The sequence below is a fragment of the Kitasatospora sp. NPDC048194 genome (genome assembly GCF_043202455.1).
Lineage (GTDB): Bacteria > Actinomycetota > Actinomycetes > Streptomycetales > Streptomycetaceae > Kitasatospora.
The window spans coordinates 62,408-87,236 of record NZ_JBIDAK010000029.1 but is presented as its reverse complement, the minus strand read 5'-3'; the positions used below and the strand labels follow the sequence as shown (position 1 = coordinate 87,236).

The 24,829-nt window shown below is 73.0% G+C and carries 19 protein-coding genes; 9 read left to right on the top strand and 10 right to left on the bottom strand.

Annotated features, from left to right (window positions below):
* Positions 1–377: 377 nt before the first annotated feature.
* The gene (locus ACGF07_RS28195) at positions 378–671 is read right to left on the bottom strand and encodes a hypothetical protein (protein WP_392903181.1); all 294 of its coding nucleotides are present in this window, start codon (positions 669–671) and stop codon (positions 378–380) included.
* A gap of 77 nt (positions 672–748) precedes the next feature.
* Between ACGF07_RS28195 and holA the strand changes: the two genes are divergently transcribed.
* On the top strand, positions 749–1,747 hold the full coding sequence (holA, locus tag ACGF07_RS28190; protein ID WP_350741441.1) for a DNA polymerase III subunit delta: 999 nt from the start codon (positions 749–751) through the stop codon (positions 1,745–1,747).
* A gap of 380 nt (positions 1,748–2,127) precedes the next feature.
* On the opposite strand, the gene rpsT is transcribed toward holA, so the two are convergent.
* Both rpsT and ACGF07_RS28180 read right to left on the bottom strand, forming a co-directional pair.
* Complete coding sequence (gene rpsT / locus ACGF07_RS28185) at positions 2,128–2,394, bottom strand: 30S ribosomal protein S20 (protein WP_350741439.1); 267 nt, start codon at positions 2,392–2,394, stop codon at positions 2,128–2,130.
* Positions 2,395–2,692: 298 nt separating this feature from the next.
* Positions 2,693–2,998 carry an antibiotic biosynthesis monooxygenase family protein gene (locus tag ACGF07_RS28180; protein WP_392903178.1) on the bottom strand — a complete coding sequence of 102 codons (306 nt, stop codon included), beginning with the start codon at positions 2,996–2,998 and terminating at the stop codon, positions 2,693–2,695.
* Between the two features lie 290 nt (positions 2,999–3,288).
* On the opposite strand from ACGF07_RS28180, the gene lepA reads away from it, so the two are divergent.
* Complete coding sequence (gene lepA, locus ACGF07_RS28175) at positions 3,289–5,157, top strand: translation elongation factor 4 (RefSeq protein WP_350741435.1); 1,869 nt, start codon at positions 3,289–3,291, stop codon at positions 5,155–5,157.
* Between the two features lie 137 nt (positions 5,158–5,294).
* On the opposite strand, the gene ACGF07_RS28170 is transcribed toward lepA, so the two are convergent.
* The 4 genes from ACGF07_RS28170 to ACGF07_RS28155 all read right to left on the bottom strand — a co-directional run bounded on the left by ACGF07_RS28170 (position 5,295) and on the right by ACGF07_RS28155 (position 11,380).
* On the bottom strand, positions 5,295–6,386 hold the full coding sequence (locus tag ACGF07_RS28170; RefSeq protein WP_392903175.1) for an NAD(P)/FAD-dependent oxidoreductase: 1,092 nt from the start codon (positions 6,384–6,386) through the stop codon (positions 5,295–5,297).
* A gap of 129 nt (positions 6,387–6,515) precedes the next feature.
* On the bottom strand, positions 6,516–7,433 hold the full coding sequence (gene sigJ, locus ACGF07_RS28165; RefSeq protein ID WP_392903173.1) for an RNA polymerase sigma factor SigJ: 918 nt from the start codon (positions 7,431–7,433) through the stop codon (positions 6,516–6,518).
* A 192-nt stretch (positions 7,434–7,625) separates the two neighbouring features.
* Positions 7,626–9,650 carry an ABC transporter ATP-binding protein gene (locus ACGF07_RS28160; protein ID WP_392903170.1) on the bottom strand — a complete coding sequence of 675 codons (2,025 nt, stop codon included), beginning with the start codon at positions 9,648–9,650 and terminating at the stop codon, positions 7,626–7,628.
* Positions 9,647–11,380, bottom strand: coding sequence for an ABC transporter ATP-binding protein (locus ACGF07_RS28155; protein ID WP_392903167.1), 1,734 nt, complete (start codon positions 11,378–11,380; stop codon positions 9,647–9,649). The genes ACGF07_RS28160 and ACGF07_RS28155 overlap by 4 nt, the downstream gene beginning before the upstream one ends.
* Before the next feature lie 442 nt (positions 11,381–11,822).
* On the opposite strand from ACGF07_RS28155, the gene ACGF07_RS28150 reads away from it, so the two are divergent.
* Genes ACGF07_RS28150 through ACGF07_RS28140 form a run of 3 tightly spaced genes read left to right on the top strand, consistent with a single transcriptional unit; the run spans position 11,823 to position 15,630 of the window.
* Positions 11,823–13,745 carry an AMP-dependent synthetase/ligase gene (locus ACGF07_RS28150; RefSeq protein WP_392903164.1) on the top strand — a complete coding sequence of 641 codons (1,923 nt, stop codon included), beginning with the start codon at positions 11,823–11,825 and terminating at the stop codon, positions 13,743–13,745.
* A 56-nt stretch (positions 13,746–13,801) separates the two neighbouring features.
* Positions 13,802–15,031 carry a radical SAM family heme chaperone HemW gene (hemW, locus tag ACGF07_RS28145; RefSeq protein ID WP_392903162.1) on the top strand — a complete coding sequence of 410 codons (1,230 nt, stop codon included), beginning with the start codon at positions 13,802–13,804 and terminating at the stop codon, positions 15,029–15,031.
* Between the two features lie 41 nt (positions 15,032–15,072).
* A complete protein-coding gene (locus ACGF07_RS28140; protein ID WP_350741423.1) occupies positions 15,073–15,630 on the top strand; it encodes a Uma2 family endonuclease in 558 nt (185 codons plus the stop codon).
* A gap of 6 nt (positions 15,631–15,636) precedes the next feature.
* Here the strand turns inward: ACGF07_RS28140 and ACGF07_RS28135 are convergent, their stop codons facing one another.
* Genes ACGF07_RS28135 through htpX form a run of 3 tightly spaced genes read right to left on the bottom strand, consistent with a single transcriptional unit; the run spans position 15,637 to position 18,054 of the window.
* Positions 15,637–16,464, bottom strand: coding sequence for a DUF3097 domain-containing protein (locus tag ACGF07_RS28135; RefSeq protein WP_392903158.1), 828 nt, complete (start codon positions 16,462–16,464; stop codon positions 15,637–15,639).
* A gap of 31 nt (positions 16,465–16,495) precedes the next feature.
* The gene (locus ACGF07_RS28130; RefSeq protein ID WP_350741419.1) at positions 16,496–17,080 is read right to left on the bottom strand and encodes a hypothetical protein; all 585 of its coding nucleotides are present in this window, start codon (positions 17,078–17,080) and stop codon (positions 16,496–16,498) included.
* 53 nt (positions 17,081–17,133) lie between these two features.
* Entirely contained in the window at positions 17,134–18,054 is a 921-nt protein-coding gene (gene htpX, locus ACGF07_RS28125) for a zinc metalloprotease HtpX (RefSeq protein ID WP_350741417.1), read from the bottom strand.
* A gap of 302 nt (positions 18,055–18,356) precedes the next feature.
* Here htpX and hrcA point away from each other — a divergent pair, with 302 nt between their 5' ends.
* From hrcA to ACGF07_RS28105, 4 genes are all read left to right on the top strand, one after another.
* Positions 18,357–19,391, top strand: a complete 1,035-nt coding sequence (gene hrcA, locus ACGF07_RS28120) for a heat-inducible transcriptional repressor HrcA (protein ID WP_350741415.1) — start codon at positions 18,357–18,359, stop codon at positions 19,389–19,391.
* A 73-nt stretch (positions 19,392–19,464) separates the two neighbouring features.
* Positions 19,465–20,607 (top strand): molecular chaperone DnaJ, encoded by a 1,143-nt coding sequence (gene dnaJ, locus ACGF07_RS28115; protein WP_350741413.1) that lies wholly within the window; start codon positions 19,465–19,467, stop codon positions 20,605–20,607.
* 84 nt (positions 20,608–20,691) lie between these two features.
* Positions 20,692–21,441, top strand: coding sequence for a 16S rRNA (uracil(1498)-N(3))-methyltransferase (locus ACGF07_RS28110; RefSeq protein WP_350741411.1), 750 nt, complete (start codon positions 20,692–20,694; stop codon positions 21,439–21,441).
* A gap of 80 nt (positions 21,442–21,521) precedes the next feature.
* Positions 21,522–24,785 carry a PDZ domain-containing protein gene (locus ACGF07_RS28105; RefSeq protein ID WP_392903153.1) on the top strand — a complete coding sequence of 1,088 codons (3,264 nt, stop codon included), beginning with the start codon at positions 21,522–21,524 and terminating at the stop codon, positions 24,783–24,785.
* Positions 24,786–24,829 lie beyond the last annotated feature (44 nt).

The following is a 24,829-nucleotide window of genomic DNA, read 5'->3' as shown; positions in this document are numbered from 1 at the left end:
ACGGGGGGGGGGGGGGGGGGGGGGGGGGGGGGGGGGGGGGGGGGGGGGGGGGGGCCGGGGGGGCCCGGCGCGGGGGCGGGGCCGGCCGCCCCCGCCCCCCCCCGCCACGGAGACGTGCGGGTTACCCGTGGCCGGGGCGGTGCTCGGGGCCCGCCCGAGTCCGCTGCGGTCGCGGCCCGTGCAATCGGGTTCGTGCGGTTGTGGCCGAGCGGCCGTACGCACAGCACGGACGCCGCTCGGTCTCGCAGCAGCCCTCGGTTTTCGGTCCCCCGTCCCGTGGCTCGGTTGTCGCCCTCGGCCTGGTGGCACCTCGGTCATCCGGCCCCTCCGCCGACCTGGTGTGGTCGGCTGGTGGGCGGCGGGCCGGGCGCCGGGTGTCAGGCCTCCTCGCGCCAGCCTTCGTGGGAGGCGGCCAGGGTGTCGAGGGCGTGGAGGAGGGTCGGGGTCCAGCCGTCGGCAGGGGGGTCGAGGACGACGAGCCACTGGGCGTCCTCGGCGTCGTCCTCGCCGGCCAGGGCGTCGCGGACGATCTCCAGTTCGCCGAGGTCCGGGTGGTCGGCGCTGAGCTCCTCGGCGGCCTCGTCGGCGGCGTCGCGGTCGGGCAGGACGAGCAACTGGCGGACGAAGGGGTCCTCGACGTCCGGGAGATCGGTGGTGTGGTTCTCGGTCACCGGACCATTGTCCAGGTCCGGTCGGGCCGGGCGGCCCCGGGCGGGAGTGTCCGCGGCGCGTGGGATGCTGGTAGGCGATGGCCAGGAAGAGTGCACCCGACGACCTGCTCGCCCCGCTGACCCTCGCGGTCGGCCAGGAGGAGCTGCTGCTGGACCGCGCGGTGGCCCAGGTGGTGGCCGCGGCGAAGGCGGCGGATCCGGACACCGACGTGCGGGACCTGCCGCCCGGCGGCCTCCAGCCCGGCAGCCTGGCCGAGCTGACCACGCCCTCCCTGTTCGCCGAGCGCAAGGTGATCGTGATCCGGGCCGCCCAGGACCTCTCCGCCGACTCCGTGAAGGAGGTCAAGGCGTACATCGAGGCCCCGGCCGAAGAAGTGATCATGGTGTTGGTGCACGCCGGTGGCGCCAAGGGCAAGGGCCTGCTGGACGCCGGGCGGAAGGCCGGCGGCCGTGAGGTGGCCTGCGCCAAGCTGACCAAGGCGAGTGAGCGGCTGGCCTTCGTCAAGGGCGAGTTCCGCACGCTGGGCCGCTCCGCGACCCCGGAGGCCTGCCAGGCGCTGCTGGACGCGCTCGGCAGCGACCTGCGCGAGCTGGCGGCCGCGTGCAGCCAGCTGACCTCGGACGTCGAGGGCACCATCGACGAGACGGTGGTGGCCCGCTACTACAGCGGCCGGGCCGAGGCGACCGGCTTCGAGGTGGCCGACCTGGCCGTCACCGGACGCGCGGCGGAGGCGCTCGAGCGGTTGCGCTGGGCGCTGGCCGTCGGGCAGCCGCCGACCGGCATCACCTACGCGCTGGCCTCCGGCGTGCGCAGCATCGGGCGGCTGGCGACGGCCGGGCGGAACATGCGTCCGGCCGACCTGGCCCGCGAGTTGGGCATGCCGCCGTGGAAGGTCGACCGGGTCCGCCAGCAGATGCGCGGCTGGACCGGTGACGCGGTGGCGACGGCGCTGACCGCGATCGCCCAGGCCGACGCCGCCGTCAAGGGCGGCTCGGACGATCCGGCCTTCGCCCTGGAACGCGCGGTGGTCACGGTTGCCCGCGCCGCCCGGGCGGGTTCCCGCCCCGCCTACTGACGGCTCGGCTCAGCCCGGGAACGGACCGGACCCGTACCTCCGGGCCGAGCCGGTTGCGGCGGCAGTGACGGCGTCGAACAGTCCCGCGTGTCGGGTGCCGAAGCGCTCTGTCCACCCTAGGCGCGATACGGCCGTACCTCGAAGTCCCCTCGCATGCGCATGACCGGTGGCCACGGCGCCCCGACCAGAGCCGGGAACGCGACAGGCGCCGCAGTCGGCCTCTGGGGAAGAGACCGGCTACGGCGCCTGCCGTACAGCTGGTGTGCACCGCACCCGCGTGGCGAACGCAGGCCGCGTGCGGTGCGAGTCTCGCACGCCTCGGGGTTCCGGGTAGAGGGCCGGACGGGTCCCGTGGCGGTGGGGGCCATGCCCCCCGGGCGTCAGGCCTGGGTGGCGTTGACGCGCTTGGTGATGGCCGACTTCTTGTTGGCGGCCTGGTTGGCGTGGATGACGCCCTTGCTCACGGCCTTGTCCAGCGCCTTGGAGGCGGCGCGGGCCAGCACGACGGCCTTCTCGGTCTCGCCGGCGGCAGCGGCCTCACGGGCCTTGCGCAGAGCGGTCTTCAGCGAGGACTTGACGGCCTTGTTGCGCAGGCGCGCCTTCTCGTTGGTCTTGTTGCGCTTGATCTGGGACTTGATGTTCGCCACGAAGGAGCCTCAGTCTGTCTAAAAGGATCACGGGTGTCCCCCCGGCCGGGGCCGGGGAGGGGTTGCACGCTGGAGGCCGTCGTCCAGCTGAGAGGGCATGCCGAGGCCAGGTGCAGCAGCCCACGCTACCAAAGGGCCGCTGCCCGACCCAAACCGGACCTCATGCCGAGGCCCACACCGGACCTCGCACTCGGGCCTCACCCCGGACCACATGCCCGGTCGCAGCACCTGGTCGCACAACCGGGTCCGCACCCGGAGCCCGCACCCAGACCCGCACCCGGACCCCGCGCCGGCCGCGTCAGGCGCTCAGCACCGGCTCCCCGTAGTGCTCGACCACCGGGAACGGCTGGTAGAACCGGTGCAGCAGCTCCCGCCACCGGCCGTACTCGGCCGAGCCGCGGAACCCCTCCGTGTGGTCGGCGAGCGTCTCCCACTCCACCTGCAGCAGGAAGCGCGACCCGCGCCCGTCGTCGACGCAGCGCCGCAGTTCCAGCGAGCGGAACCCGCGTTGGACGGCGATCAGCGGGCGGGCCTCGGCGAAGGCGGCGAGGAACTCGTCCTCCTGGCCGGGTAGGACGTCGAGCAGGGCGCTTTCCAGGATCATGCCGGGATCATGGAGGCCCGGCCCGCCACGGCACAAGGGCCGTCCCATCGCTGCACAAGGCCCGTCCCAACGCCCCACAAGGCCCGTCCGGTCGCCGCACAAGGCCCCGTCCGGTCACCGCACAGCCGCGCGCCGGAACGCTCCGCGGTGCCCGAACGGCAGTGCGGCCCGCGCTCGTGGGAAGATGGGAAGCACTATTTCGATCGGACGAGACCGTCCGGTCCCCGGGATAGCCGGTCAGCGATGATCCGGACACCCCCGGCCCCGGACCAACGGAGAATCGGACCAAGGTGCCCGCGACCCCCAGCAATGTGCCAGAGCCCAGCCGTACCGACCCGGCGCTGATCCGCAACTTCTGCATCATCGCCCACATCGACCACGGCAAGTCGACGCTCGCAGACCGGATGCTGCAGATCACCGGCGTCGTCGACCCGCGGCAGATGCGCGCCCAGTACCTCGACCGCATGGACATCGAGCGCGAGCGCGGCATCACCATCAAGTCGCAGGCGGTCCGCCTCCCGTGGGCCCCCAGGACCGGGTCGAACGCCGGGACGACGCACATCCTCAACATGATCGACACCCCGGGCCACGTGGACTTCACGTACGAGGTGTCCCGCTCCCTGGCGGCCTGCGAGGGCACCATCCTGGTGGTCGACGCGGCCCAGGGCATCGAGGCGCAGACCCTCGCCAACCTGTACCTGGCGCTGGAGAACGACCTCACGATCGTCCCGGTCCTCAACAAGATCGACCTCCCGGCCGCCCAGCCGGAGAAGTACGCCGAGGAGATCGCCCACATCATCGGCTGCGACCCGGCCGACGTGCTCAAGGTCAGCGCCAAGACCGGTCTGGGCGTCGAGGACCTGCTGGACCACATCGTCAACACCATCCCGGCCCCGGTCGGCGTCGCGCAGGCCCCGGCCCGCGCGATGATCTTCGACTCGGTGTACGACGCGTACCGCGGCGTGGTCACCTACGTCCGTGTCGTGGACGGCCAGCTGAACAAGCGCGAGCGCATCGCGATGATGTCCACCGGCGCCACCCACGAACTGCTGGAGATCGGTGTCATCTCGCCCGAGCCGAAGGTCGCCGACGGCCTCGGCGTCGGCGAGGTGGGCTACATCATCACCGGCGTGAAGGACGTCCGGCAGTCCAAGGTCGGTGACACGATCACCTCCCAGAACAAGGGCGCCACCGAGCCGCTCGGCGGCTACAAGGACCCGCGCCCGATGGTGTTCTCCGGCCTCTACCCGCTGGACGGTTCGGACTACCCGCTGCTGCGCGACGCCCTGGACAAGCTGCGCCTCAACGACGCCGCCCTGGTGTACGAGCCGGAGACCTCGGTGGCGCTGGGCTTCGGTTACCGCTGCGGCTTCCTCGGCCTGCTGCACCTGGAGATCATCCGGGAGCGCCTGGAGCGCGAGTTCAACCTCGACCTGATCTCCACCGCTCCCAACGTGGTCTACCGGGTGATCATGGAGGACGGCACCGAGCACACCGTCACCAACCCGAGCGAGTTCCCCACCGGCAAGATCGCCGAGGTGTACGAGCCGATCGTGCGCGGCACCATCCTGGCGCCCAACGAGTTCGTCGGCGCGATCATGGAGCTCTGCCAGTCCCGCCGCGGCAGCCTCCAGGGCATGGACTACCTGTCCGAGGACCGCGTCGAGCTGCGCTACACCCTGCCGCTCGCGGAGATCGTCTTCGACTTCTTCGACCAGCTGAAGTCCAAGACCCGCGGCTACGCCTCGCTCGACTACGAGCCCATCGGCGAGCAGACCGCCAGCCTGGTCAAGGTCGACATCCTGCTGCACGGCGACGCGGTGGACGCCTTCTCCGCGATCGTGCACAAGGACAAGGCCTACAGCTACGGTGTGATGATGGCCGGCAAGCTGCAGAAGCTCATCCCCCGCCAGCAGTTCGAGGTGCCGATCCAGGCCGCCATCGGCTCCCGGGTCATCGCCCGCGAGACGGTCCGCGCGATCCGCAAGGACGTCCTCGCCAAGTGCTACGGCGGTGACATCTCCCGCAAGCGGAAGCTGCTGGAGAAGCAGAAGGAAGGCAAGAAGCGGATGAAGATGGTCGGCCGCGTGGAGGTCCCGCAGGAGGCCTTCATCGCCGCGCTGTCCACCGACGCCGAGGTGCCGAAGGAGAAGAAGTAGCCGCGAGCGGCACCAGGGGATCGGGAAGGGCCCGGGCGGATGCCCGGGCCCTTCCCGTTTCCCGTTTCCCGTTTCCCGGTTTTCGCCCAGCCAGCCAGCCAGCCAGCCAGCCAGCCAGCCGGCCGCCGGCCCGCCGACTACTTCAGCGAGCCGAACACGACCCCGACGATCGCCGCCTTGGCCAGCCGCCCGGCGGCGCCGGTGAGGACGGTGGGCTTCATGGAGTCGTCCGGGTGGACCAGTTGGAGCAGCCCGTCCCGGCGGCCGAGGCTCAGGCAGTGCACGACGTACCGGAACGAGAACGGCGCGGTGGTCCGCCCGTCGAGCAGCTTGCCGACGTACTGCCCCTGCGGCAGGGCGGTGGCGCAGCCCATCCGGAGGGTGCCGATGCCGGGGACGGTGACGGCGGCGGCGTCGCCGACCACGTGGACGTCCGGGTGCGAGACCGACCGCAGGTGGTCGTCCACCAGGGCCCGGCCGCGGTCGTCCACGGCCAGTCCGGCCCGGGCGGCCAGCGGGTGCGGCTCCATCGAGGCGGCCCACATCGTGAGGTCGGCCGTGATCGGACCGGCGGTGGTGCGCAGCCCGTCCGGGGTGACCTCGGTGACGGTGGCGTCCTCGTGGACGTCGACGCCGAGGCGGTCGAGGACGCGGCGGATGTGGGCCCGGCCCTTGGGCGAGTAGATGCCGCCGACCTGCCCGGCGGAGACGATCCGCACCCGCCAGGCGGGGTGGGCCTCGGCGAGTTCGGTGGCCAGCTCGATGCCGGTGGCGCCGCCGCCGACGACGGCGAGGGTGCCGGGGCGGTCGGCTTCGCGGATCAGCCGCCGCACGTCGTGGGCGTGCTCGACGGGGTGGGCGTGCTCGACGGCGCCGGGGACGTCGTGCCAGGCGGTGCGGCTGCCGAGGGCGTAGACCAGGGTGTCGTAGCCGAGGGTGGTGCCGTCGTCCAGGGCGACCTTGTGCCCGGCCAGGTCGAGGTCGACGGCCCGGGCCCGGTGGTGCCGGATCCGGCGGCCGCGCGCCAGTTCCTCGAGGGCGGGCCAGTCGCGGCCGCGGCCGGCGGCCGTCTCGTGCTGGCGGATGCGGTGGAGGAGCCGTTCCTCGGGGGCGACCAGGGTGACGGTCCGGTGCCGGGCGGCGCCCTTGGCCGCGGTGAGTCCGGCGTATCCGGCTCCCAGGACGACGATCCGCCGGCCGGTGCCGGTGGTGCTGTTGCTGCTGCTCATCTGGTCCGCCTCCTCGTGAGGGCGTCCCGGCGGGACGCCGTCCGGCTCCGGTGGAGCGCTGTTCGGGAAGGGGACGACGCGGCCGGTCGCGGTGTGACGGTGAGCTGCGTCACGCCTCGGCGGCGGTTGTCACGGGGCGGTGACCGGGGTGATCCGGCCGAGCTTCTCCGGATTCACGACGACGTACGCCTCGGTGATCCGTCCGCCGGCCACGGTGAAGGCCAGCACGCCGCCGACGGCGCCGGTGGCCCGGTCGTACCAGACCAGGCCGGGTTCGCCGTTGACCATCGCGTGGCCGGTCGCCAGGTCTGGGGTGAACCACTTGGCGACCAGGCCGGCCACCATGCGGGACACCCGGTCGGCGCCGTGGATGGGGCGGACACCGGCGCGGACGATGCCGCCGCCGTCGGAGTGCCAGACCACGTCCGGGTCGAGGACCTCCATCAGCGCGAGGATGTCGCCCCGGGTGCTGGCGGAGGCGAAGGCCTCGACGGCCCGGCGGTGTTCGGCCGGGTCGGCGCCGCCGGACGGCCGGGCGCCGGCGCGCACCCGGCGGCGGGCCCGGGAGGCGAGTTGGCGGGTGGCTTCGGGGGTGCGGTCCAGGGAGGCGGCGATGTCCTCGAAGCCGACCGCGAACACGTCGTGCAGCACGAAGGCGGCCCGTTCGGCCGGGGTGAGCTGCTCCAGGACTGCGAGCAGGGCGAGTGAGACGGACTCGCCGCGTTCGGCCAGTTCGGCGGGGGAGTCGGGGCCGCTGGTGTAGGTGACGGACGGTTCCGGCAGCCACTCGCCGTAGTAGGCCTCGCGGCGGGCCCGGGCGGAGCCGAGCTGGTCGTAGCAGAGCCGGGTGACCACGGTGGTGAGGAAGGCCCGCGGGTCGGTGACGGTGGCGTGGTCGGCGGCCTGCCAGCGCAGCCAGGCGTCCTGGAGGACGTCCTCGGCGTCGGTGAAGGAGCCGAGCAGCCGGTAGGCGACCGAGCCCAGGTAGCGGCGGTTCGTCTCGAACGCGTCCGGGGTGCGGTCGGCGGCGCTGGGCTGGGCGGTCACGGGAGTCACGGTAGCGAAGGCCGTGGGGGTTGCGAAGAGCCGGGACGGGTGAGTCCCGTCCCGGCTCTCCGGTGCCGGCCGGGCCGCGGGTGGGGCCCGGCCCGGGTGTCGGCCGGCCGTCGGGCGGCGGGCCGGGGTGTCGGGCGGCGGGCCGGGTGTCGGGCGGTCAGCCCGCGCCGACCACCGCCGCGGTCAGTCGACCTCGGCCACGGCCTCCGCGAACTGCGCCTGGTAGAGCCGGGCGTAGGCGCCGCCGGCGGCGATCAGCTCGTCGTGCGAGCCCTGTTCCACGATGGAGCCGCTCTCCATCACCAGGATCACGTCGGCGTCCCGGATGGTGGAGAGGCGGTGGGCGATCACGAAGCTGGTGCGGCCGGTGCGCAGCCGGGCCATGGCCCGCTGGATCAGGACCTCGGTGCGGGTGTCGACGGAGCTGGTCGCCTCGTCCAGGACCAGGATGGACGGCTGGGCGAGGAACGCCCGGGCGATGGTGATCAGCTGCTTCTCGCCCGCGCTGACGCCGGTGCCCTCGTCGTCGATGACGGTGTCGTAGCCGTCCGGCAGGGTGCGGACGAACCGGTCGACGTGGGCGGCCTTGGCGGCCTCGACGACCTGTTCCCGGGTGGCGCCCTGGGCGCCGTAGGCGATGTTGTCGGCGATGGTGCCGCCGAACAGCCAGGTGTCCTGGAGGACCATGCCGATGCCCGAGCGCAGGTCCTCGCGGGACATCGCGGCGATGTCGACCCCGTCCAGGGTGATCCGGCCGCCGCTGACCTCGTAGAACCGCATCAGCAGGTTGACCAGGGTGGTCTTGCCGGCGCCGGTGGGGCCGACGATGGCCACGGTCTGGCCGGGTTCGACCTTGAGCGAGAGGTCCTCGATGAGCGGCTTGTCGGGGTCGTAGCGGAAGGACACGTCCTGGAAGGCGACCCGGCCGCGGACCGCGTCCGGCTTCTCGGGCATGGCCGGCTCGGGGCTCTGCTCGGGGGCGTCGAGGAGTTCGAAGACGCGCTCGGCGGAGGCGACTCCGGACTGCACCAGGTTCGCCATGCTGGCGACCTGGGTGAGCGGCTGGCTGAACTGCCGGGAGTACTGGATGAAGGCCTGCACGTCGCCGATGGAGAGCGCGCCGCTGGCGACCCGCAGGCCGCCGACGACGGCGACCAGCACGTACTGCAGGTTGCCGATCAGCATCATCGCGGGCTGGATGATCCCGGAGATGAACTGGGCCCGGAAGCTGGCCTGGTAGAGCGCCTCGTTGTGCTCGCGGAAGGTCTCGGCGGATTCGCGCTGCCGGCCGAACACCTTGACCAGGGCGTGGCCGGTGTACATCTCCTCGATGTGGGCGTTGAGTTGGCCGGTGGACTTCCACTGCTGGACGAACTGGGGCTGGGCCCGCTTGCCGACCTTGGCGGCGACGACCACCGACAGCGGCACCGAGACCAGCGCGATCACGGCGAGCAGCGGGGAGATCCAGAACATCATCGCCAGCACGCCGACCACGGTGAGCAGCGAGTTGACGACCTGTCCCATGGTCTGCTGCATGGACTGGCCGATGTTGTCGATGTCGTTGGTGACCCGGCTGAGCACCTCGCCGCGCGGCTGCTTGTCGAAGTAGCTCAGGGGGAGCCGGGCGAGCTTCGCCTCGACGTCCTGGCGCAGCCGGTAGCTGGCCGACTGGATCGCCTGGGTGGCGAGGCGCCCCTGGAGGATGCCGAAGCCGGCGGAGGCGACGTAGATGCCGAGCACCCAGAGCAGGACGGAGCCGATGGCGCCGAAGTCCATGCCGTGGCCGGGGGTGAAGTCGACGGCGGAGAGCAGGTCGGCGATGCCGCCTTCGCCGTGGGCGCGCAGCCCGGCGATGACCTCGGCCTTGGAGGTGCCGGGCTGGAAGCGGGCGCCGACCACGCCGGCGAAGATCAGGTCGGTGGCGTCGCCGAGGATCTTGGGGCCGGTGACGGCGCAGCCGATGCCGAGCACGCCGAGGACCAGCACGCCGATCAGCAGTTTGCGTTCGGGGCGCAGTAGGCCGAGCACGCGCTTGCCGGAGCCCTTGAAGTCCATCGACTTCTCGGCGCCCTGGCCGCCCATGAAGCGGCCCGGTCCGGCGGGGCCGCGGCGGGCGGCGGCGGCCTGGGAGTCGCTGGGGAGTGTGTCGTCCGGGGCGCCGGAGGGCTTCCCGGCCTGGGTCGCGGCGGGCTTTCCGGGGCTGGTCACGCCGCCTCCTGCTCGGTGAGCTGGGAGAGCACGATCTCCCGGTACGTCGGGTTGTCGGCCATCAGTTCGTGGTGGGTTCCGCTGCCGACGACGGCGCCCTCGTCGAGGACGATGATCCGGTCGGCGTCGCGGATGGTGGACACGCGCTGGGCGACGATCAGGACGGTGGCGTCGGCGGTCTCGCGGGCGAGGGCCTTGCGCAGCCTGGCGTCGGTGGCGTAGTCGAGCGCGGAGAAGGAGTCGTCGAAGAGGTAGACGCCCGGTTTGCGGACGAGGGCGCGGGCGATGGCCAGCCGCTGGCGCTGGCCGCCGGATACGTTGCTGCCGCCCTGGGCGATCGGGGCGGCCAGGCCTTCGGGAAGCTTCTCGACGAACTCCTTGGCCTGGGCGACCTCCAGGGCGTGCCAGAGCTCCTCGTCGGTGGCGTCGGGGCGGCCGTAGCGCAGGTTGCTGGCGACGGTCCCGGAGAACAGGTACGGCTTCTGGGGGACGATGCCGACGGTCTCGGCGATCGCCTCGGGGGCCAGTTCGCGCACGTCGACGCCGTCCAGGAGGACCCGGCCGCCGGTGGCGTCGAAGAGCCGGGGGACGAGGCCGAGCAGGGTGGACTTGCCGCTGCCGGTGGAGCCGATGATGGCGGTGGTCTCGCCGGGGCGGGCGGTGAGGTCGATCCCGCGCAGCACCGGGGCCTCGGCGCCGGGGTAGCGGAACTCGACGTCGCGCAGTTCCAGGTTGCCGCGGCGCAGCACCTCGGTGATCGGCGCGGCGGGCGGGACGACGCTGGAGGAGGTGGCGAGGACCTCCTGGACGCGTTCGGCGCAGACCTCGGCGCGCGGCACCATCATGAACATGAAGGTGGCCATCATGACGCTCATCAGGATCTGCATCAGGTAGGAGAGGAAGGCGGTCAGCGCGCCGATCTCCATGTCCTGGCTCTCGATGCGGTGGGCGCCGAACCAGAGCACCGCGACGCTGGAGACGTTCACGACGAGCATCACGGCCGGGAACATCATGGACATCAGCCGGCCGACGGCCCGGGAGACCTGGGTGAGGTCCTCGTTGGCCTCGGCGAAGCGGGTCTGCTCGTGGTCGTCCTTGACGAAGGCGCGGATCACCCGGATGCCGGTGATCTGCTCGCGCAGCACCCGGTTCACGGTGTCGATCTTCTTCTGCATGCTGCGGAACTTGGGCCGCAGCGCGCGCACCAGCAGGGTGACGACGACGCCGAGCGCGGGGATGACGGCGAGCAGCAGGCCGGACAGCGGGACGTCCTGGTTGAGCGCCATGATGATGCCGCCGACGCACATGATCGGCGCGGCCACCATCAGGGTGAAGCTCATCAGGGCCAGCATCTGGACCTGCTGGACGTCGTTGGTGGTGCGGGTGATCAGGGAGGGCGCGCCGAACTCGCCGACCTCGCGGGCGGAGAAGCTCTGCACCCGGTCGAAGACGGCGGCGCGGACGTCCCGGCCGAAGGCCATCGCCGTGCGGGCGCCGAGGTAGACGGCGCCGATCGAGCAGAGGGCCTGGACGAGGGTGACGCCGATCATCACCGCCCCCAGCCGCAGGATGTAGCCGGTGTCGCCCTTGACCACGCCCTTGTCGATGATGTCGGCGTTGAGCGTCGGCAGGTACAGCGCCGCGAGGGTGGACACCAGCTGGAGTACCACCAGCAAGGTGATCGGTCGGGAATATGGGCGCAGGTACGCCCGGAGCAGTCTGATCAGCACTGGCCCACTCTTGTCGTCGCCGGTCGGGTTCGCACCCCAATTCTCGTGGTTCCGTGTCGTGGTCCGGACGATTCGGGGGCTGTCCGGCTGAGGTTTGCCGGGCCTTTGCCAAGGCGTCCCACGGACCGGGAGTCCGACCGCTGGACGGGCCAGGAGACGAGCCGGGGGCCGGACCGTGCGACGACCAGGAGGCCGACCGGGGACGGGCGGGTCGCGGCAGGGCGGGGCGCGTGCGGGGCGGCCGTGGGGCGGGCGCCCGGGCACGGGCGCCGCGACGCCGTGCCAGCTGGGCCCGCCCCCTTACGGAATGACCGGTTTCCCCCTAGGCTGCTGACTACGCCCTTGTTACTGACCGGTACCGCTCAGGTGAACCGGGGCCCCGGCGACCGCCCCCACGGACGCCGCAATCCCTCAGACGGCCACCCGCCCCCGGAGGTCCTCGTTGAGTTCCGCGCAGTCCCTGATCGACTCCGGCAGTGCCGACATCGTCGCCGGGCGTCCCGCCTCCGTCGCCCACCTGTTCCTGGAGCGCGTCGCCGCGACCCCCAACGCGGAGGCCTACCGCCACCCCGCACCGGTGGACGAGCACGCCGCCGACGGCGCCCCGGGCGCCGAGCAGTGGCGTTCGCTGACCTGGGCGCAGACCGCCGTACGGGTCAAGGCGGTGGCGGCCGGCCTGATGGCGCTCGGCATCCAGGCGGAGGACCGGGTCGCGCTGGCCTCCTCCACCCGGCTGGAATGGATCGTCGCCGACCTCGGGGCCATGTGCGCGGGCGCGGCCATCACCACGGTCTACCCCAGCACCAACGCGGACGAGACCGCCTTCATCCTCTCCGACTCCGGCTCCAAGGCGCTGTTCGCCGAGAACGCCGCCCAGCTGGCCAAGGCCGTCGAGCAGATCGAGCACCTGCCCGAGCTGCGCACCGTCATCCTCTTCGACGCCCCCGCCGAGGCCCCCGAGACGGCCGGGCTGGAGCTGCTCACCCTCGCCGAGCTGGAGCAGCGCGGCGCCGAGTACCTGGAGCAGCACCCGGACGCGATCGAGAAGGCCGTCGCCGCGCTCGACAAGGAGCAGCTGGCGACCCTCATCTACACCTCCGGCACCACCGGCCGCCCCAAGGGCGTGCGCCTGGTGCACGACTGCTGGGCGTACGAGGGCCGGGCGCAGGAGGCCAGCGGGCTGCTGCGCTCCGACGACGTCCAGTTCATGTGGCTGCCGCTGTCGCACGTGTTCGGCAAGACGCTGATCTCGGGGCAGATCGCGACCGGCCACGTGATGGCGGTGGACGGCCGGGTCGACCGGATCATCCACAACCTGCCGGCCATCCGGCCGACCATCATGGCCTCCGCGCCGCGCATCTTCGAGAAGGTGTACAACGGCATCGCCGGCCGGGCCCGGGCCGAGGGCGGCGCCAAGTACAAGATCTTCATGTGGGCGGCCAAGGTCGCCCGCGACCACGCCCGGGTGGTCCAGGCGAACCGGATCGCCACCGGCGTCGGCAGCGCCCCGCTGGGGCTGCGGTTGCAGCACGCGCTGGCCGACAAGCTGGTGTACGCCAAGATCCGGGCGGCCTTCGGCGGCCGGCTGCGCGGCGCGGTCTCCGGCAGCGCCGCGCTGGCCCCCGAGATCGGCTACTTCTTCCTCGGCGCCGGGGTGCCGATCCTGGAGGGCTACGGCCTCTCCGAGACCAGCGCCGGGTCCTGCGTCAACCGCGAGGAGGACGTCCGGATCGGCACGGTGGGCCGCCCCCTGCCCGGCACCGAGGTGCGGATCGCCGAGGACGGCGAGATCCTGCTGCGCGGCCCGGGCATCATGCGCGGCTACCACAACCTGCCGGAGAAGACCGCCGAGGTGCTGGAGCCGGACGGCTGGTTCCACACCGAGGACATCGGCGAGCTGAGCGCCGACGGCTTCCTGCGGATCACCGACCGCAAGAAGGACCTGTTCAAGACCTCCGGCGGCAAGTACGTGGCGCCCAGCGAGGTCGAGGGCAAGTTCAAGGCCGTCTGCCCGTTCGTCAGCAACATCCTGGTGATCGGCAACGGCCGCAACTACTGCACCGCGCTGATCGGCCTGGACGAGTCGGTGCTGATGCCGTGGGCCGCCGAGCACGGCCTGGCCGGAAAGAGCTACGCCGAGCTGGCCGAGGAGCCCGCCGTGCGCCGGCTGATCGAGGGCTTCGTGCAGCGCGTCAACGCCGATCTCCAGCGCTGGCAGACGATCAAGAAGTTCCACCTGCTGCCGCGCGACCTGGACATCGAGCACGGTGAGCTCACGCCCAGCCTGAAGATCAAGCGCCCGGTGGTCGAGCGGACCTACGCGGACGCGGTGACCGCCATGTACGCGGGCGCCAACGAGGCCTGAGCCCGCCTCCCGTACGGTCCGCGCGGGGTTCGCGGGCCGTACGGGACAATGGGGTCATGCCCTCCGCACTCCCCGACGGCGAACCGGTGCCGTCCGACGGTTCCCTGCCCGCGCACGCCCTCTCCGGGCTGGGCTCCCGGCCGTTCGGCTTCTACCTGCACGTGCCGTACTGCGCCAGCCGCTGCGGTTACTGCGACTTCAACACCTACACGGCCACCGAGCTGCGCGCGTCCGGCGCCGTCGCCTCCCAGGAGACCTACGCCGACAACGTGGTCTCCGAGATCCGGCTGGCCCGGCGGGTGCTGGGCGACGCGGACCTCCCGGTGCGCACCGTCTTCCTCGGCGGCGGCACCCCGACCCTGCTGCCGGCCCGCGACCTGGTGAAGATGCTCGCCGCGCTGCGCGAGGAGTTCGGGCTCGCCCCCGACGCGGAGGTCACCACCGAGGCCAACCCGGAGTCCGTCGACCCGGCGTACCTGGCCGAGTTGCGCGAGGGCGGCTACAACCGGATCTCCTTCGGCATGCAGAGCGCCCGTCCGCACGTGCTGCGACTGCTCGACCGCCACCACACCCCGGGCCGCCCCGAGGCCTGTGTGGCCGAGGCCCGCGAAGCCGGCTTCGAGCACGTCAACCTCGACCTGATCTACGGCACCCCCGGTGAGTCCGACGACGACTGGCGGGCCTCCCTGGACGCGGCGATCGGCGCCGGGCCGGACCACGTGTCCGCGTACTCGCTGATCGTCGAGGAGGGCACCCGGCTGGCCGCCCGGGTCAAGCGCGGCGAACTGCCGATGATCGACGACGACGTGCACGCCGACCGGTACCTCATCGCCGAGCAGGCCCTCAGCGCCGCCGGCTACGCCTGGTACGAGGTCTCCAACTGGGCCACCACCCCCGAGGGCCGCTGCCGCCACAACGAGCTGTACTGGACCGGAGCCGACTGGTGGGGCGCCGGCCCCGGCGCCCACAGCCACGTCGGCGGCGTCCGCTGGTGGAACGCCAAGCACCCCGCCGCCTACGCCCGGGCGCTCGCCGAGGGCCGCACCCCCGGCCTGGGCCGCGAGGTCCTGGCGGAGGAGGACCGCCGGGCCGAGCGCATCCTGCTGGAGCTGCGCCTGGTCGACGGCGTCCCCCTGGACCTGCTCACCGACACCGGCCGCAAGGCCGCCGAGCAGCACCTCGCCGACGGCCACCTCGCCCCCGCGCCGTACCGGGCCGGCCGCGCCGCGCTGACCCTCCCGGGAAGGCTGCTGGCGGACGCCGTCGTACGTGACCTGGTGGACTGACCTTCGTTAACGTGGGTGTCAGCCGTCGGAGGGAGCGTGCGATGACCGCCATCGATGACCGGATGACTGGGATCTTCGAGAATTTGAAGGTGCCGGAAGGCGTCAAGGCCGAGCTCATCCGGGGGGAAATCGTGATGATGGCCGGCCCTGACATGGTCCACAACCTCATCGTCCTGGCGATCCAGTCCCAGCTCCCGCTCGGTCGGTGGCGTCCGCTCACCACCCAGGACGTGGCGATCCCCGGGCAGGCGAGTGAACCCCAGCCGGACCTGGTCGTCTTCGAACGCGGAGCGGTGGAGGAGCACGGCCGACTGCTGCCGTCGCCCGCGGTCACCCTGGTGGTCGAGGTGGTGTCGAGGACCAGTGTCGATCGTGACTACCGGACCAAGCGAGAGCTCTACGCCGAGGGCACCATCCCCGCGTACCTGATCGTCGACCCGATCAAGGGCGTGTGCGTGCTGCTCACCGAGTTGGGGGAGGATCCCGGGTCCGGGCTTCCGAGGTACCTTTCGGAGCGGATCAGCAAGTTCGGCGAGCCGGTTCCCATCGGGTTGCTCGACATCGAGCTGGACACCACGGAGTTCCAGAAGTACGTCTGACCGGTCTCACGCCGGCGACGTCACGAAGTCGATCAGCTCCTCGACGCGGCCCAGCAGTTCGGGCTCCAGGTCCTTGTAGCTGTTCACCTTCGACAGGATGCGCTTCCAGGCCGCCGGGGTGTCCACCGGCCAGCCGAGGCGCCGGCAGGTGCCCTCCTTCCAGTCCTCGCCCCGGGGGACCGCGGGCCAGCCGGGGATGCCGACGCTCGACGGCTTCACGGCCTGCCAGACGTCGACGTACGGGTGGCCGACGACCAGCACCGACTCGCCGGTGACCTGCGCGGCGATGCGGTGCTCCTTGGTGCCGGGGAGCAGGTGGTCGACCAGCACGCCGAGGCGGCGGCCGGGGCCGGGGGCGAAGTCGGCCACGATCGCGGGCAGGTCGTCGATGCCCCGCAGGTACTCGACCACCACGCCCTCGATCCGCAGGTCGTCGCCCCAGACCCGCTCGACCAGCTCGGCGTCGTGCCGGCCCTCCACGTAGATCCGGGACTCGCGGGCGACCCGTGCCCGGGCGCCGGGCACGGCGATCGAGCCGGAGGCGGTGCGCCCGGGCGCGCGGGAGGGTGCCGGGCCGGCGGGCCGGACCAGGGTCACCACCCGGCCCTCCAGCAGGAAGCCGCGCGGCACCATCGGGAACACCCGGAGTTTGCCGAAGCGGTCCTCCAGGGTGACGGTGAACCCCTCGGCGGTCTTCTCGCAGCGCACCACCGCCCCGCAGAATCCGGTGGCCGCGTCCTCGACCACCAGGTCCGGCTCGGCGGGCACCTCCGGAGCGGGGGTCTGCTTCTTCCACGGCGGGGTGAGGTCGGGTCCGTACTGGCGGCTGCGCATACGGGTGATCATAGGGACGGCGGACGGGCCGTCAGAGCCCCGGCGCGCCCCAGAGCGGGAACCAGCGGCTCAGGTCCTTCTCCAGCCGCAGGTCGTTCCCCAGCATCGCGTTGACCTGGAGCTCCAGCGGGCTGTTGCGCCGCTCGCCGCCGCCCGGCATCGGGGCGAACGGGTAGAAGGAACCGCGTTTGTAGAGGTACACCAGGGCCAGCGACTGGCCCTGCGGGTTGCGGAAGCCCACCAGCGAGCAGAGCAGCTGCGGGCCGAAGCCGTTCGCCTCCAGCTCGCTGTTGACGGCGTGCAGGTCGTTCACCAGCTCGGGCAGTTCCTCGGGGGTGTGCCGGGCGAGCAGCCAGGAGTAGCCGTAGCCGTCCTTGGAGGCCTCCACCGGGACGCCGCCGCGTTCGGTGTCGGCGTCCAGCAGCGCCCGGACCTGCTGTTCGACCTGGACGAAGGCCGCGCCCTCGACGGCCGCGAAGCAGACCGAACCGAGCCCGGTGGGGGTGAAGGCGGCCCCGGCCTCCAGGGTGAGCGCGGCGGACGGCACGCCGAACAACTGGTCGAGGTCGGGCTTGACGGGCTTGGTGCGGCCGAACAGGGCGTCCAGGAATCCCACGGCGGTCCTTTCGGGGCGGAGGGGCTCGGCGGCCGAGGCTTCGGGCGAGGGGATCAGCGGCCGAGCTGCTCGGAGATCTTCGCCAGCTGCGCCAGCCGCTTCTCCAGCGTCGGGTGGGTGGAGAACAGCTGCGAGGCGGTCTCCCGGGCGCTCAGCGCGGGGGCGAAGTAGAAGGCGTTGTACGGCTGGGACTTGCGCAGGTCCTCGGTGGGGATGGCGGCGATCTGCCCGGTCACCTTGGTGAGGGCCGAGGCCAGGGCGCTGGGCCGGCCGGTGATCTGGGCGGCGGCCCGGTCGGCGGCCAGCTCGCGGTAGCGGGAGAGCAGCCGGGTGAGCAGGAAGCTGATCGCGTAGACGACCATCGACACCAGCGGGATGATCAGCGCCACGACGGCCGCGTTCTGGTCGTTGTTGCTGCGACCGCCGCCCATGAAGCCGCCGTAGACGGCGATCCTGGTCATCGCCCCGGCGAGCACGCCGAGGAAGCCGGCGATGGTCATCACCGCGACGTCCCGGTGGGCGACGTGGGACAGCTCGTGCGCGAGGACGCCCTCGAGCTCCTCCGGTTCGAGGCGGCGCAGCAGGCCGGTGGTCACGCAGACCACGGCGTTCTGCGGGTTCCGTCCGGTGGCGAAGGCGTTCGGCATGTCGTTGTCGGCGACCGCCACCCGGGGCTTGGGCATGTCGGCGAGGGCGCAGAGCCGGTCGACGGTGCCGTGCAGCTGGGGGAACTGCTCCGCGCTCACCGGGCGGGCGCCCATCGCCCGTTCGGTGATCTTGTCGCTGAACCAGAACTGGGCCACGAACAGCCCGCCGGAGATCAGGACGATCAGCGGCCAGGCCCCGCGCAGCAGCGCGATCAGCAGGCCCGTGAAACCGACGTACAGCAGCCCGATCACGAACATCGTCGCGACCATGCGGCCGGTCAGGCCGCGGTCGGGTGCGAAGCGGGTGTGCTGGCCCGAGCTCGACATCGCTTGCTCCTCCGTTCGCCGTCGCTTTCGATGCTGCCACCCGGACGGCCCCGGGGCACCACCCCCGCACCGCGAGTTGCGGCGGCCGGGCCCGCGCCCCGGGGTCCGCGCCCCGGCGGCGCGCCCCCCGAACTGCGGGGAGGATCACCCCGGCCGGGCCGTTCCTGCGATAGGACCCGGGCCTTACACTGGCAGGTACGGTTTTGGCACTCGTGTGCGCAGAGTGCCAGGGTCGGGGCCCTTGCCCGAGCGGCCCGCAGCATCACAGACGGACAACGTGCGAAGACGGAGGTGCGTGCCCCATGGCCGGTGAGGTCCGCCAACTGGACGACCGCAAGCTCGCCGTGCTGCGCGCGATCGTCCAGGACTACGTCGGCACCGAGGAGCCGGTCGGCTCCAAGGCCCTGGTGGAGCGGCACAACCTCGGGGTCTCCCCGGCCACCGTGCGCAACGACATGGCGGCGCTGGAGGAGGAGGGCTACATCCACCAGCCGCACACCAGTGCCGGGCGCATCCCCACCGACAAGGGCTACCGGCTGTTCGTCGACAAGCTCGCCGAGGTCAAGCCGATGAGCGCCCCGGAGCGGCGGGCGATCCGGCACTTCCTCGACGGTGCCGTCGACCTGGACGACGTGGTCGCCCGCACGGTGCGGCTGCTCGCCCAGCTCACCCGGCAGGTCGCCGTGGTGCAGTACCCCTCGCTGACCCGCTCCACCGTCCGGCACATCGAGCTGGTGGCGCTCGCCCCGGCCAAGGTGATGCTCGTCCTGATCACCAACACCGGCCGGGTCGAGCAGCGGATGGTGGACTGCCCGGGCACGGTCGGCGAGACGCTCCTGGCCGACCTGCGGGCGCGGATCAACGCGCGGGCCGCCGGCCAGCGGCTGCCCGACGTCCCGGGTCTGCTGGAGGACCTTCCGGCGACCTTCGAGCAGATCGACCGCCCGACCGTCAGCACGGTCCTGGCGACCCTGTTCGAGGCGTTGGCCGAGCAGAACGAGGAGCGGATCATGCTGGCCGGCACGGCCAACCTGACCCGCCTCGGGCACGACTTCCCGCTGACCATCCAGCCGGTGCTGGAGGCCCTGGAGGAGCAGGTCGTCCTGCTCCGCCTCCTGGGTGAGACCACGGATGCCGCGATGACGGTCCGGATCGGGCGGGAGAACGCCTACGAAGGGCTGAATTCCACCTCGGTCGTGTCGGTGGGCTACGGTTCGGGCGACGAGAGCGTGGCCAAGCTGGGTGTGATCGGTCCGACCCGGATGGACTACCCGGGCACAATGGGGGCGGTGCGCGCGGTGGCACGGTACGTGGGGCAGATCCTGGCCGAGTCGTAGCAAGCAGCCACCGTCAGCCCTCTGGCGGTGGTGTCCAGTCGCACTACTACAGGCGGAACAAGCGGAGCATTTGGTGGCCACGGACTACTACGCGGTACTCGGCGTCCGACGGGATGCGGGGCAGGACGAGATCAAGAAGGCGTTCCGGCGCCTGGCACGCGAACTGCACCCGGACGTCAACCCGGACCCGAAGACGCAGGAGCGGTTCAAGGAGATCAACGCCGCCTACGAGGTGCTCTCCGATCCGCAGAAGCGGCAGGTCTACGACCTCGGCGGGGACCCGCTGTCGCCGGGTGGCGGCGGTGGTGCGGGCGGCTTCGGCGCCGGCGCGGCGGGCTTCGGCTTCTCCGACATCATGGACGCCTTCTTCGGCGCCGCGGCCGGCCAGCGCGGCCCGCGCTCGCGCACCCGCCGCGGCCAGGACGCCATGATCCGCCTGGAGATCACCCTGGAGGAGGCCGCCTTCGGCACCACCAAGGAACTCCAGGTCGACACCGCCGTCACCTGCACCACCTGCAGCGGCGAGGGCGCGGCCCCCGGCACCTCGGCGCAGACCTGCGACATGTGCCGCGGCAAGGGCGAGGTCTCCCAGGTCACCCGCTCCTTCCTGGGGCAGGTCATGACCTCCCGCCCCTGCCCGCAGTGCCAGGGCTTCGGCACCGTCGTGCCGACCCCGTGCCCCGAGTGCGCCGGTGACGGCCGGGTCCGCGCCCGCCGCACCCTGACCGTCAAGATCCCGGCCGGTGTCGACAACGGCACCCGGATCCAGCTGGCCGGCGAGGGCGAGGTCGGCCCCGGCGGCGGCCCGGCCGGCGACCTGTACGTCGAGATCGCCGAGACCACCCACACCGTCTTCCAGCGGCGCGGGGACGACCTGCACTGCACCGTCACCATCCCGATGACGGCCGCCGCGCTCGGCACCCAGGTGCCGTTGCAGACCCTGGACGGACTGGAGGAGGTCGACATCCGGCCCGGCACCCAGTCCGGCCAGTCGATCCCGCTGCACGGCCGGGGCATCACCCACCTGCGCGGTGGCGGCCGGGGCGACCTGATAGTGCACGTCGAGGTGCAGACGCCCACCAAGCTCGACGCCGAGCAGGAGGAGCTGCTGCGCCGGCTCGCCGTGCTGCGCGGCGAGGAGCGCCCGGCCGGCCAGTTCGCGCCGGGGCAGCAGGGCCTGTTCTCGCGACTGAAGGACGCGTTCAACGGCCGGTGAGCCGTCCTGAAGGGGGTGTCGGGGTCCGACCCCGGCACCCCCTTCGCGTTGCCGTTCCGCCCACCCCCTCCGGAGGACCACCCCATGACCGCCCCCGTCTTCGTCGTCGAGACCGAGCGGATCGCCGCCGCCGAGCCCGGGGCGCTGGTGCGCCTGGACGGGGCGGAGGGCCGGCACGCGGCCGCGGTGAAGCGGCTGGAGGCCGGCGAGGCGGTGACCCTCGCCGACGGCCACGGGCTCGGTGCGGACGGGACGGTCGCCGAGGTGCTCGGCAAGGACGCGATCGACGTCGCGGTGGCCGCCGTGCGCCGGGAGCCCGAGCCGGCGCCGCGGATCGTCGTCGTCCAGGCGCTGCCCAAGGGCGACCGCGGCGAGCTGGCGGTGGAGACCATGACCGAGGTCGGCGTGGACGTGGTGATCCCCTGGGCGGCGTCCCGCTGCATCACCCAGTGGAAGGGCGACCGCGGCGCCAAGGCGCTCGCCAAGTGGCGGGCCACCGCGAGGGAGGCCGGCAAGCAGTCCCGCCGGCTGCGCTTCCCCGAGGTGCGCGAGCTGATGACCACCAGGCAGCTGGCTCCGCTGCTGGCGCAGGCGGCGCTGGCCGCCGTGCTGCACGAGGAGGGCGCCGAACCGCTGGCGCACGCCGCGCTGCCGCAGGCGGGCGACATCGTGCTGGTGGTCGGCCCGGAGGGCGGGGTCTCCCCGGAGGAGCTGGCCGCCTTCGCCGAGGCGGGCGCGAAGCCGTACCGGCTGGGCCCGTCGGTGCTGCGCACCTCCACCGCCGGGGTCGCCGCCGGCGCCCTGCTCCTGGGCCGCACCGGCCGCTGGGCCTAGCGCCCGTCTTCAAACCCCAGCCCGCGGGGGAGTTGGGAAAAGCGCAGCGGCCCCCGCCCGGGCCTGCCTACGCTGGCCGGGTGACGGACTACCTGAGCACCTCCGCGGGCGCCTACCTGCGCCATCCCCATCTGCACGGTGACCTGGTCACCTTCGTCGCCGAGGACGACCTGTGGGTGGCCCCGCTGGACGGCGGCCGGGCCTGGCGGCTGACGGCCGACCACCTCCCGGTGCACCACCCGCGGTTCTCCCCGGACGGCCGGCACATCGCCTTCTCCTCGCCCCGGGACGGCGCCCCGGAGGTGCACGTGGTGCCGGTGGACGGCGGGCCGTCCCGGCGGCTCACCCACTGGGGCAGCCACCAGACCCGGGTGCAGGGCTGGACGGCCGACGGCCGCCCGATCGCCACCACCAGCGCCGGTGCGGCCAGTGCCCGCCACACCTGGGCGTACGCGGTGCCGCTGGACGGAGGCGAGCCGCTGCGGTTGCCGTACGGGCCGGTCGGCGGCCTGGCCTTCGAGCCGGACGGCGATCGCGTCCTGCTGGTGACCGTCAACAACCGCGAGCCGGCCTGGTGGAAGCGCTACCGGGGCGGCCGGGCCGGCAAGTTGTGGCTGGGGCGGGACGAGTTCACCCGCGTGCACGAGGAGTTGGACGGCCAGCTCGACTCCCCGCTGTGGGTGCCCGGTTCCGGCGGGCAGGACGGCCGGATCGCCTTCCTGTCCGACCACGAGGGCGTCGGCGAGCTGTGGTCCAGCCGCCCGGACGGGTCCGAGCTGCGCCGCCACACCGGTGACCCGGACGGCTTCTACGCCCGCAACGCCAGCACCGACGGGACCAGGGTCGTCTTCCACCGGGCCGGCGACCTCTGGCTGCTGGACGACCTGGACGGCGCCGAGCCGCGCCGCCTGGACGTCCGGCTCGCCGGCCCGCGCACCGGCCGCCGCCCGGGACCGGTGCACGCCGCACACTGGCTGGAGTCCGTCGACCCGGACCGCACCGGCCGGGCCGCCGCCGTGGTGGTGCGCGGCGGCGTGCACTGGCTGACCCACCGGGAGGGCCCGGCCCGGGTGCTGGACGCGACCCCGGGGGTGCGCGGGCGGCTGGCCGCGGTGGTGCCGGGCGAGGACGGCGCCCAGGGCGTGCTGTGGGTGTCCGACGCCGAGGGCGAGGACGCCCTGGAGTACGCGCCCGCGGTGCACGGCGCCGAGCGGCGCAGGCTGGCCGCGGGGCGGATCGGCCGGGTCAACTCGCTGGTGGTCTCCCCGGACGGCAAGCAGGCGGCGCTCGGCGTGCACGACGGCCGGCTGCTGCTGGTCGCGCTGGCCGACGGCGCCGTGCACGAACTGGAGCGCAGCACCGACGGCGAGGTCAGCGGCCTGGCGTTCAGCCCGGACTCGGCCTGGCTGGCGTGGTCCCGCCCGGTGCACGGGGTGGGCCCCTACTCGCTGCGCCAGATCGTGCTGGCGAACCTGGCCACCCGCACCGTCGGCGAGGTCACCCAGCAGCGCTTCGTCGACACCTCGCCCGCCTTCACCGCGGACGGCCGCTACCTGGCCTTCCTGTCGGTGCGCAACTTCGACCCGGTGTACGACGCGCACGCCTTCGACCTGTCCTTCCCGAACGGCTGCCGCCCGTACCTGATCACCCTGGCCGCCGACACGCCGTCCCCGTTCGGGCCCCAGCGGGCCGGGCGGCCGCTCGGCGGGGAGGAGGACGAGCCCGGGGGCCGCGCGGCGGACGGCAGGGCGGAGGGCGAGGGCGGGGCCGACGCCGCGCCGGTGACCAGGGTGGACCTGGACGGCATCGCCGACCGGATCGTCCCGTTCCCGGTGGAGGGCGGCCGGTTCCACGCGCTGTCCGCGGCCAAGGACGGCGTGCTGTGGACCAGGGCGCCGCTGCTCGGCGAACTCGGCGACGAGGCGGCCTCCCTGGACGACGAACGGCCGCGGCCGGTGCTGGAGCGCTTCGACCTCAGGAAGCGCCGGGTCGAGCAACTGGTGCACGGCGTCGACGGGTTCGCGGTCAGCGGGGACGGCACCCGGGTGGCCGTGCTGGACGAGGGCGAGCTGCGGATCGTCCCGGCCGACCGCAGGGCGGGCGGCGAGGACGACGAGACGACCGTCGACCTCGCCCGGCTGCGGGTGAGCGTCGACCCGGCCGCCGAGTGGCGGCAGATGTACGCCGAGACCGGCCGGCTGATGCGGGACAACTTCTGGCGCCCCGACCTCGGCGGGGTGGACTGGGCGGGGGTGCTGGAGCGCTACCGGCCGCTGGTCGAGCGGGTCGCCTCCCTCGACGAACTGGTCGACCTGCTCTGGGAGGTGCACGGCGAACTCGGCACCTCGCACGCCTACGTGATCCCGAACGGCCGCTACACCGAGCCCGCGCGCCGCCAGGGCCTGCTGGGCGCGGACCTGGTGAAGGACGGCGAGCACTGGCGGATCGCCCGCATCCTGCCGGGCGAGTCCTCCGACCCGCGGGCCCGCTCGCCGCTGGCCGCACCCGGCGCGGCGATCCGCCCGGGCGACGCGGTGCTGGCCGTCGACGGCCGCCCGGTGGACCCGGTCACCGGCCCGGCGCCGCTGCTGGCCGGCACCGCCGGGCAGCCGGTGGAGCTGACCGTGGCCGGAAAGGACGGCACCGACCGGCGCCACCCGGTGGTCGTCCCGCTCGCCGACGAGGCGGCGCTGCGCTACCACGACTGGGTGGCCGGGCGGCGGGCCGCGACGCGGGAGCTGTCCGGCGGCCGGCTCGGCTACCTGCACATCCCGGACATGCAGACGGCCGGCTGGGCGCAGCTGCACCGGGACCTGAGCACCGAGATGACCCGGGAGGGCGTGATCGTCGACGTCCGGGACAACCGCGGCGGCCACACCTCGCAGCTGGTGATCGAGAAGCTGGCCCGCCGGATCGTCGGCTGGGACGTCATCCGGGACACCGCCAGCCCGGTACCGTACCCGATGGACGCCCCGCGCGGGCCGGTGGTCGCGATCGCCAACGAGCTCTCCGGCTCGGACGGCGACGTCGTCAACGCCGCCATCCAGGCGCTCGGGATCGGCCCGGTGGTCGGCACCCGCACCTGGGGCGGGGTGATCGGCATCGACAGCCGCTACCGGCTGGTCGACGGCACGCTGGTCACCCAGCCCAAGTACGCGTTCTGGCTGGAGAACTACGGCTGGGGCCTGGAGAACCGCGGCGTCGACCCGGACGTCGAGGTGCCGTTCGCCCCGCACCACTGGGCGGCCGGCGAGGACCCCCAGCTGGCCGAGGCGGTGCGGATCGCCCTGGCGGCCCTAAAGCGGACCCCGGCCCGCACGCCGCCGCCGCTGCCCTGGGCGTAGCCGGGGGCGGCCCGGAGCGGGGCCGGCGGGGCCAGCGGCCGCTC

Bases quoted from the DNA above. Each gene is read 5' to 3' on its own strand.
- holA (WP_350741441.1), top strand. From the start codon at position 749: ATGGCCAGGAAGAGTGCACCCGACGACCTGCTCGCCCCGCTGACCCTC.
- ACGF07_RS28180 (WP_392903178.1), bottom strand. From the start codon at position 2,998: ATGATCCTGGAAAGCGCCCTGCTCGACGTCCTACCCGGCCAGGAGGAC.
- ACGF07_RS28170 (WP_392903175.1), bottom strand. From the start codon at position 6,386: ATGAGCAGCAGCAACAGCACCACCGGCACCGGCCGGCGGATCGTCGTC.
- hemW (WP_392903162.1), top strand. From the start codon at position 13,802: ATGCCCTCCGCACTCCCCGACGGCGAACCGGTGCCGTCCGACGGTTCC.
- ACGF07_RS28140 (WP_350741423.1), top strand. From the start codon at position 15,073: ATGACCGCCATCGATGACCGGATGACTGGGATCTTCGAGAATTTGAAG.
- ACGF07_RS28135 (WP_392903158.1), bottom strand. From the start codon at position 16,464: ATGCGCAGCCGCCAGTACGGACCCGACCTCACCCCGCCGTGGAAGAAG.
- htpX (WP_350741417.1), bottom strand. From the start codon at position 18,054: ATGTCGAGCTCGGGCCAGCACACCCGCTTCGCACCCGACCGCGGCCTG.
- hrcA (WP_350741415.1), top strand. From the start codon at position 18,357: ATGGCCGGTGAGGTCCGCCAACTGGACGACCGCAAGCTCGCCGTGCTG.
- ACGF07_RS28110 (WP_350741411.1), top strand. From the start codon at position 20,692: ATGACCGCCCCCGTCTTCGTCGTCGAGACCGAGCGGATCGCCGCCGCC.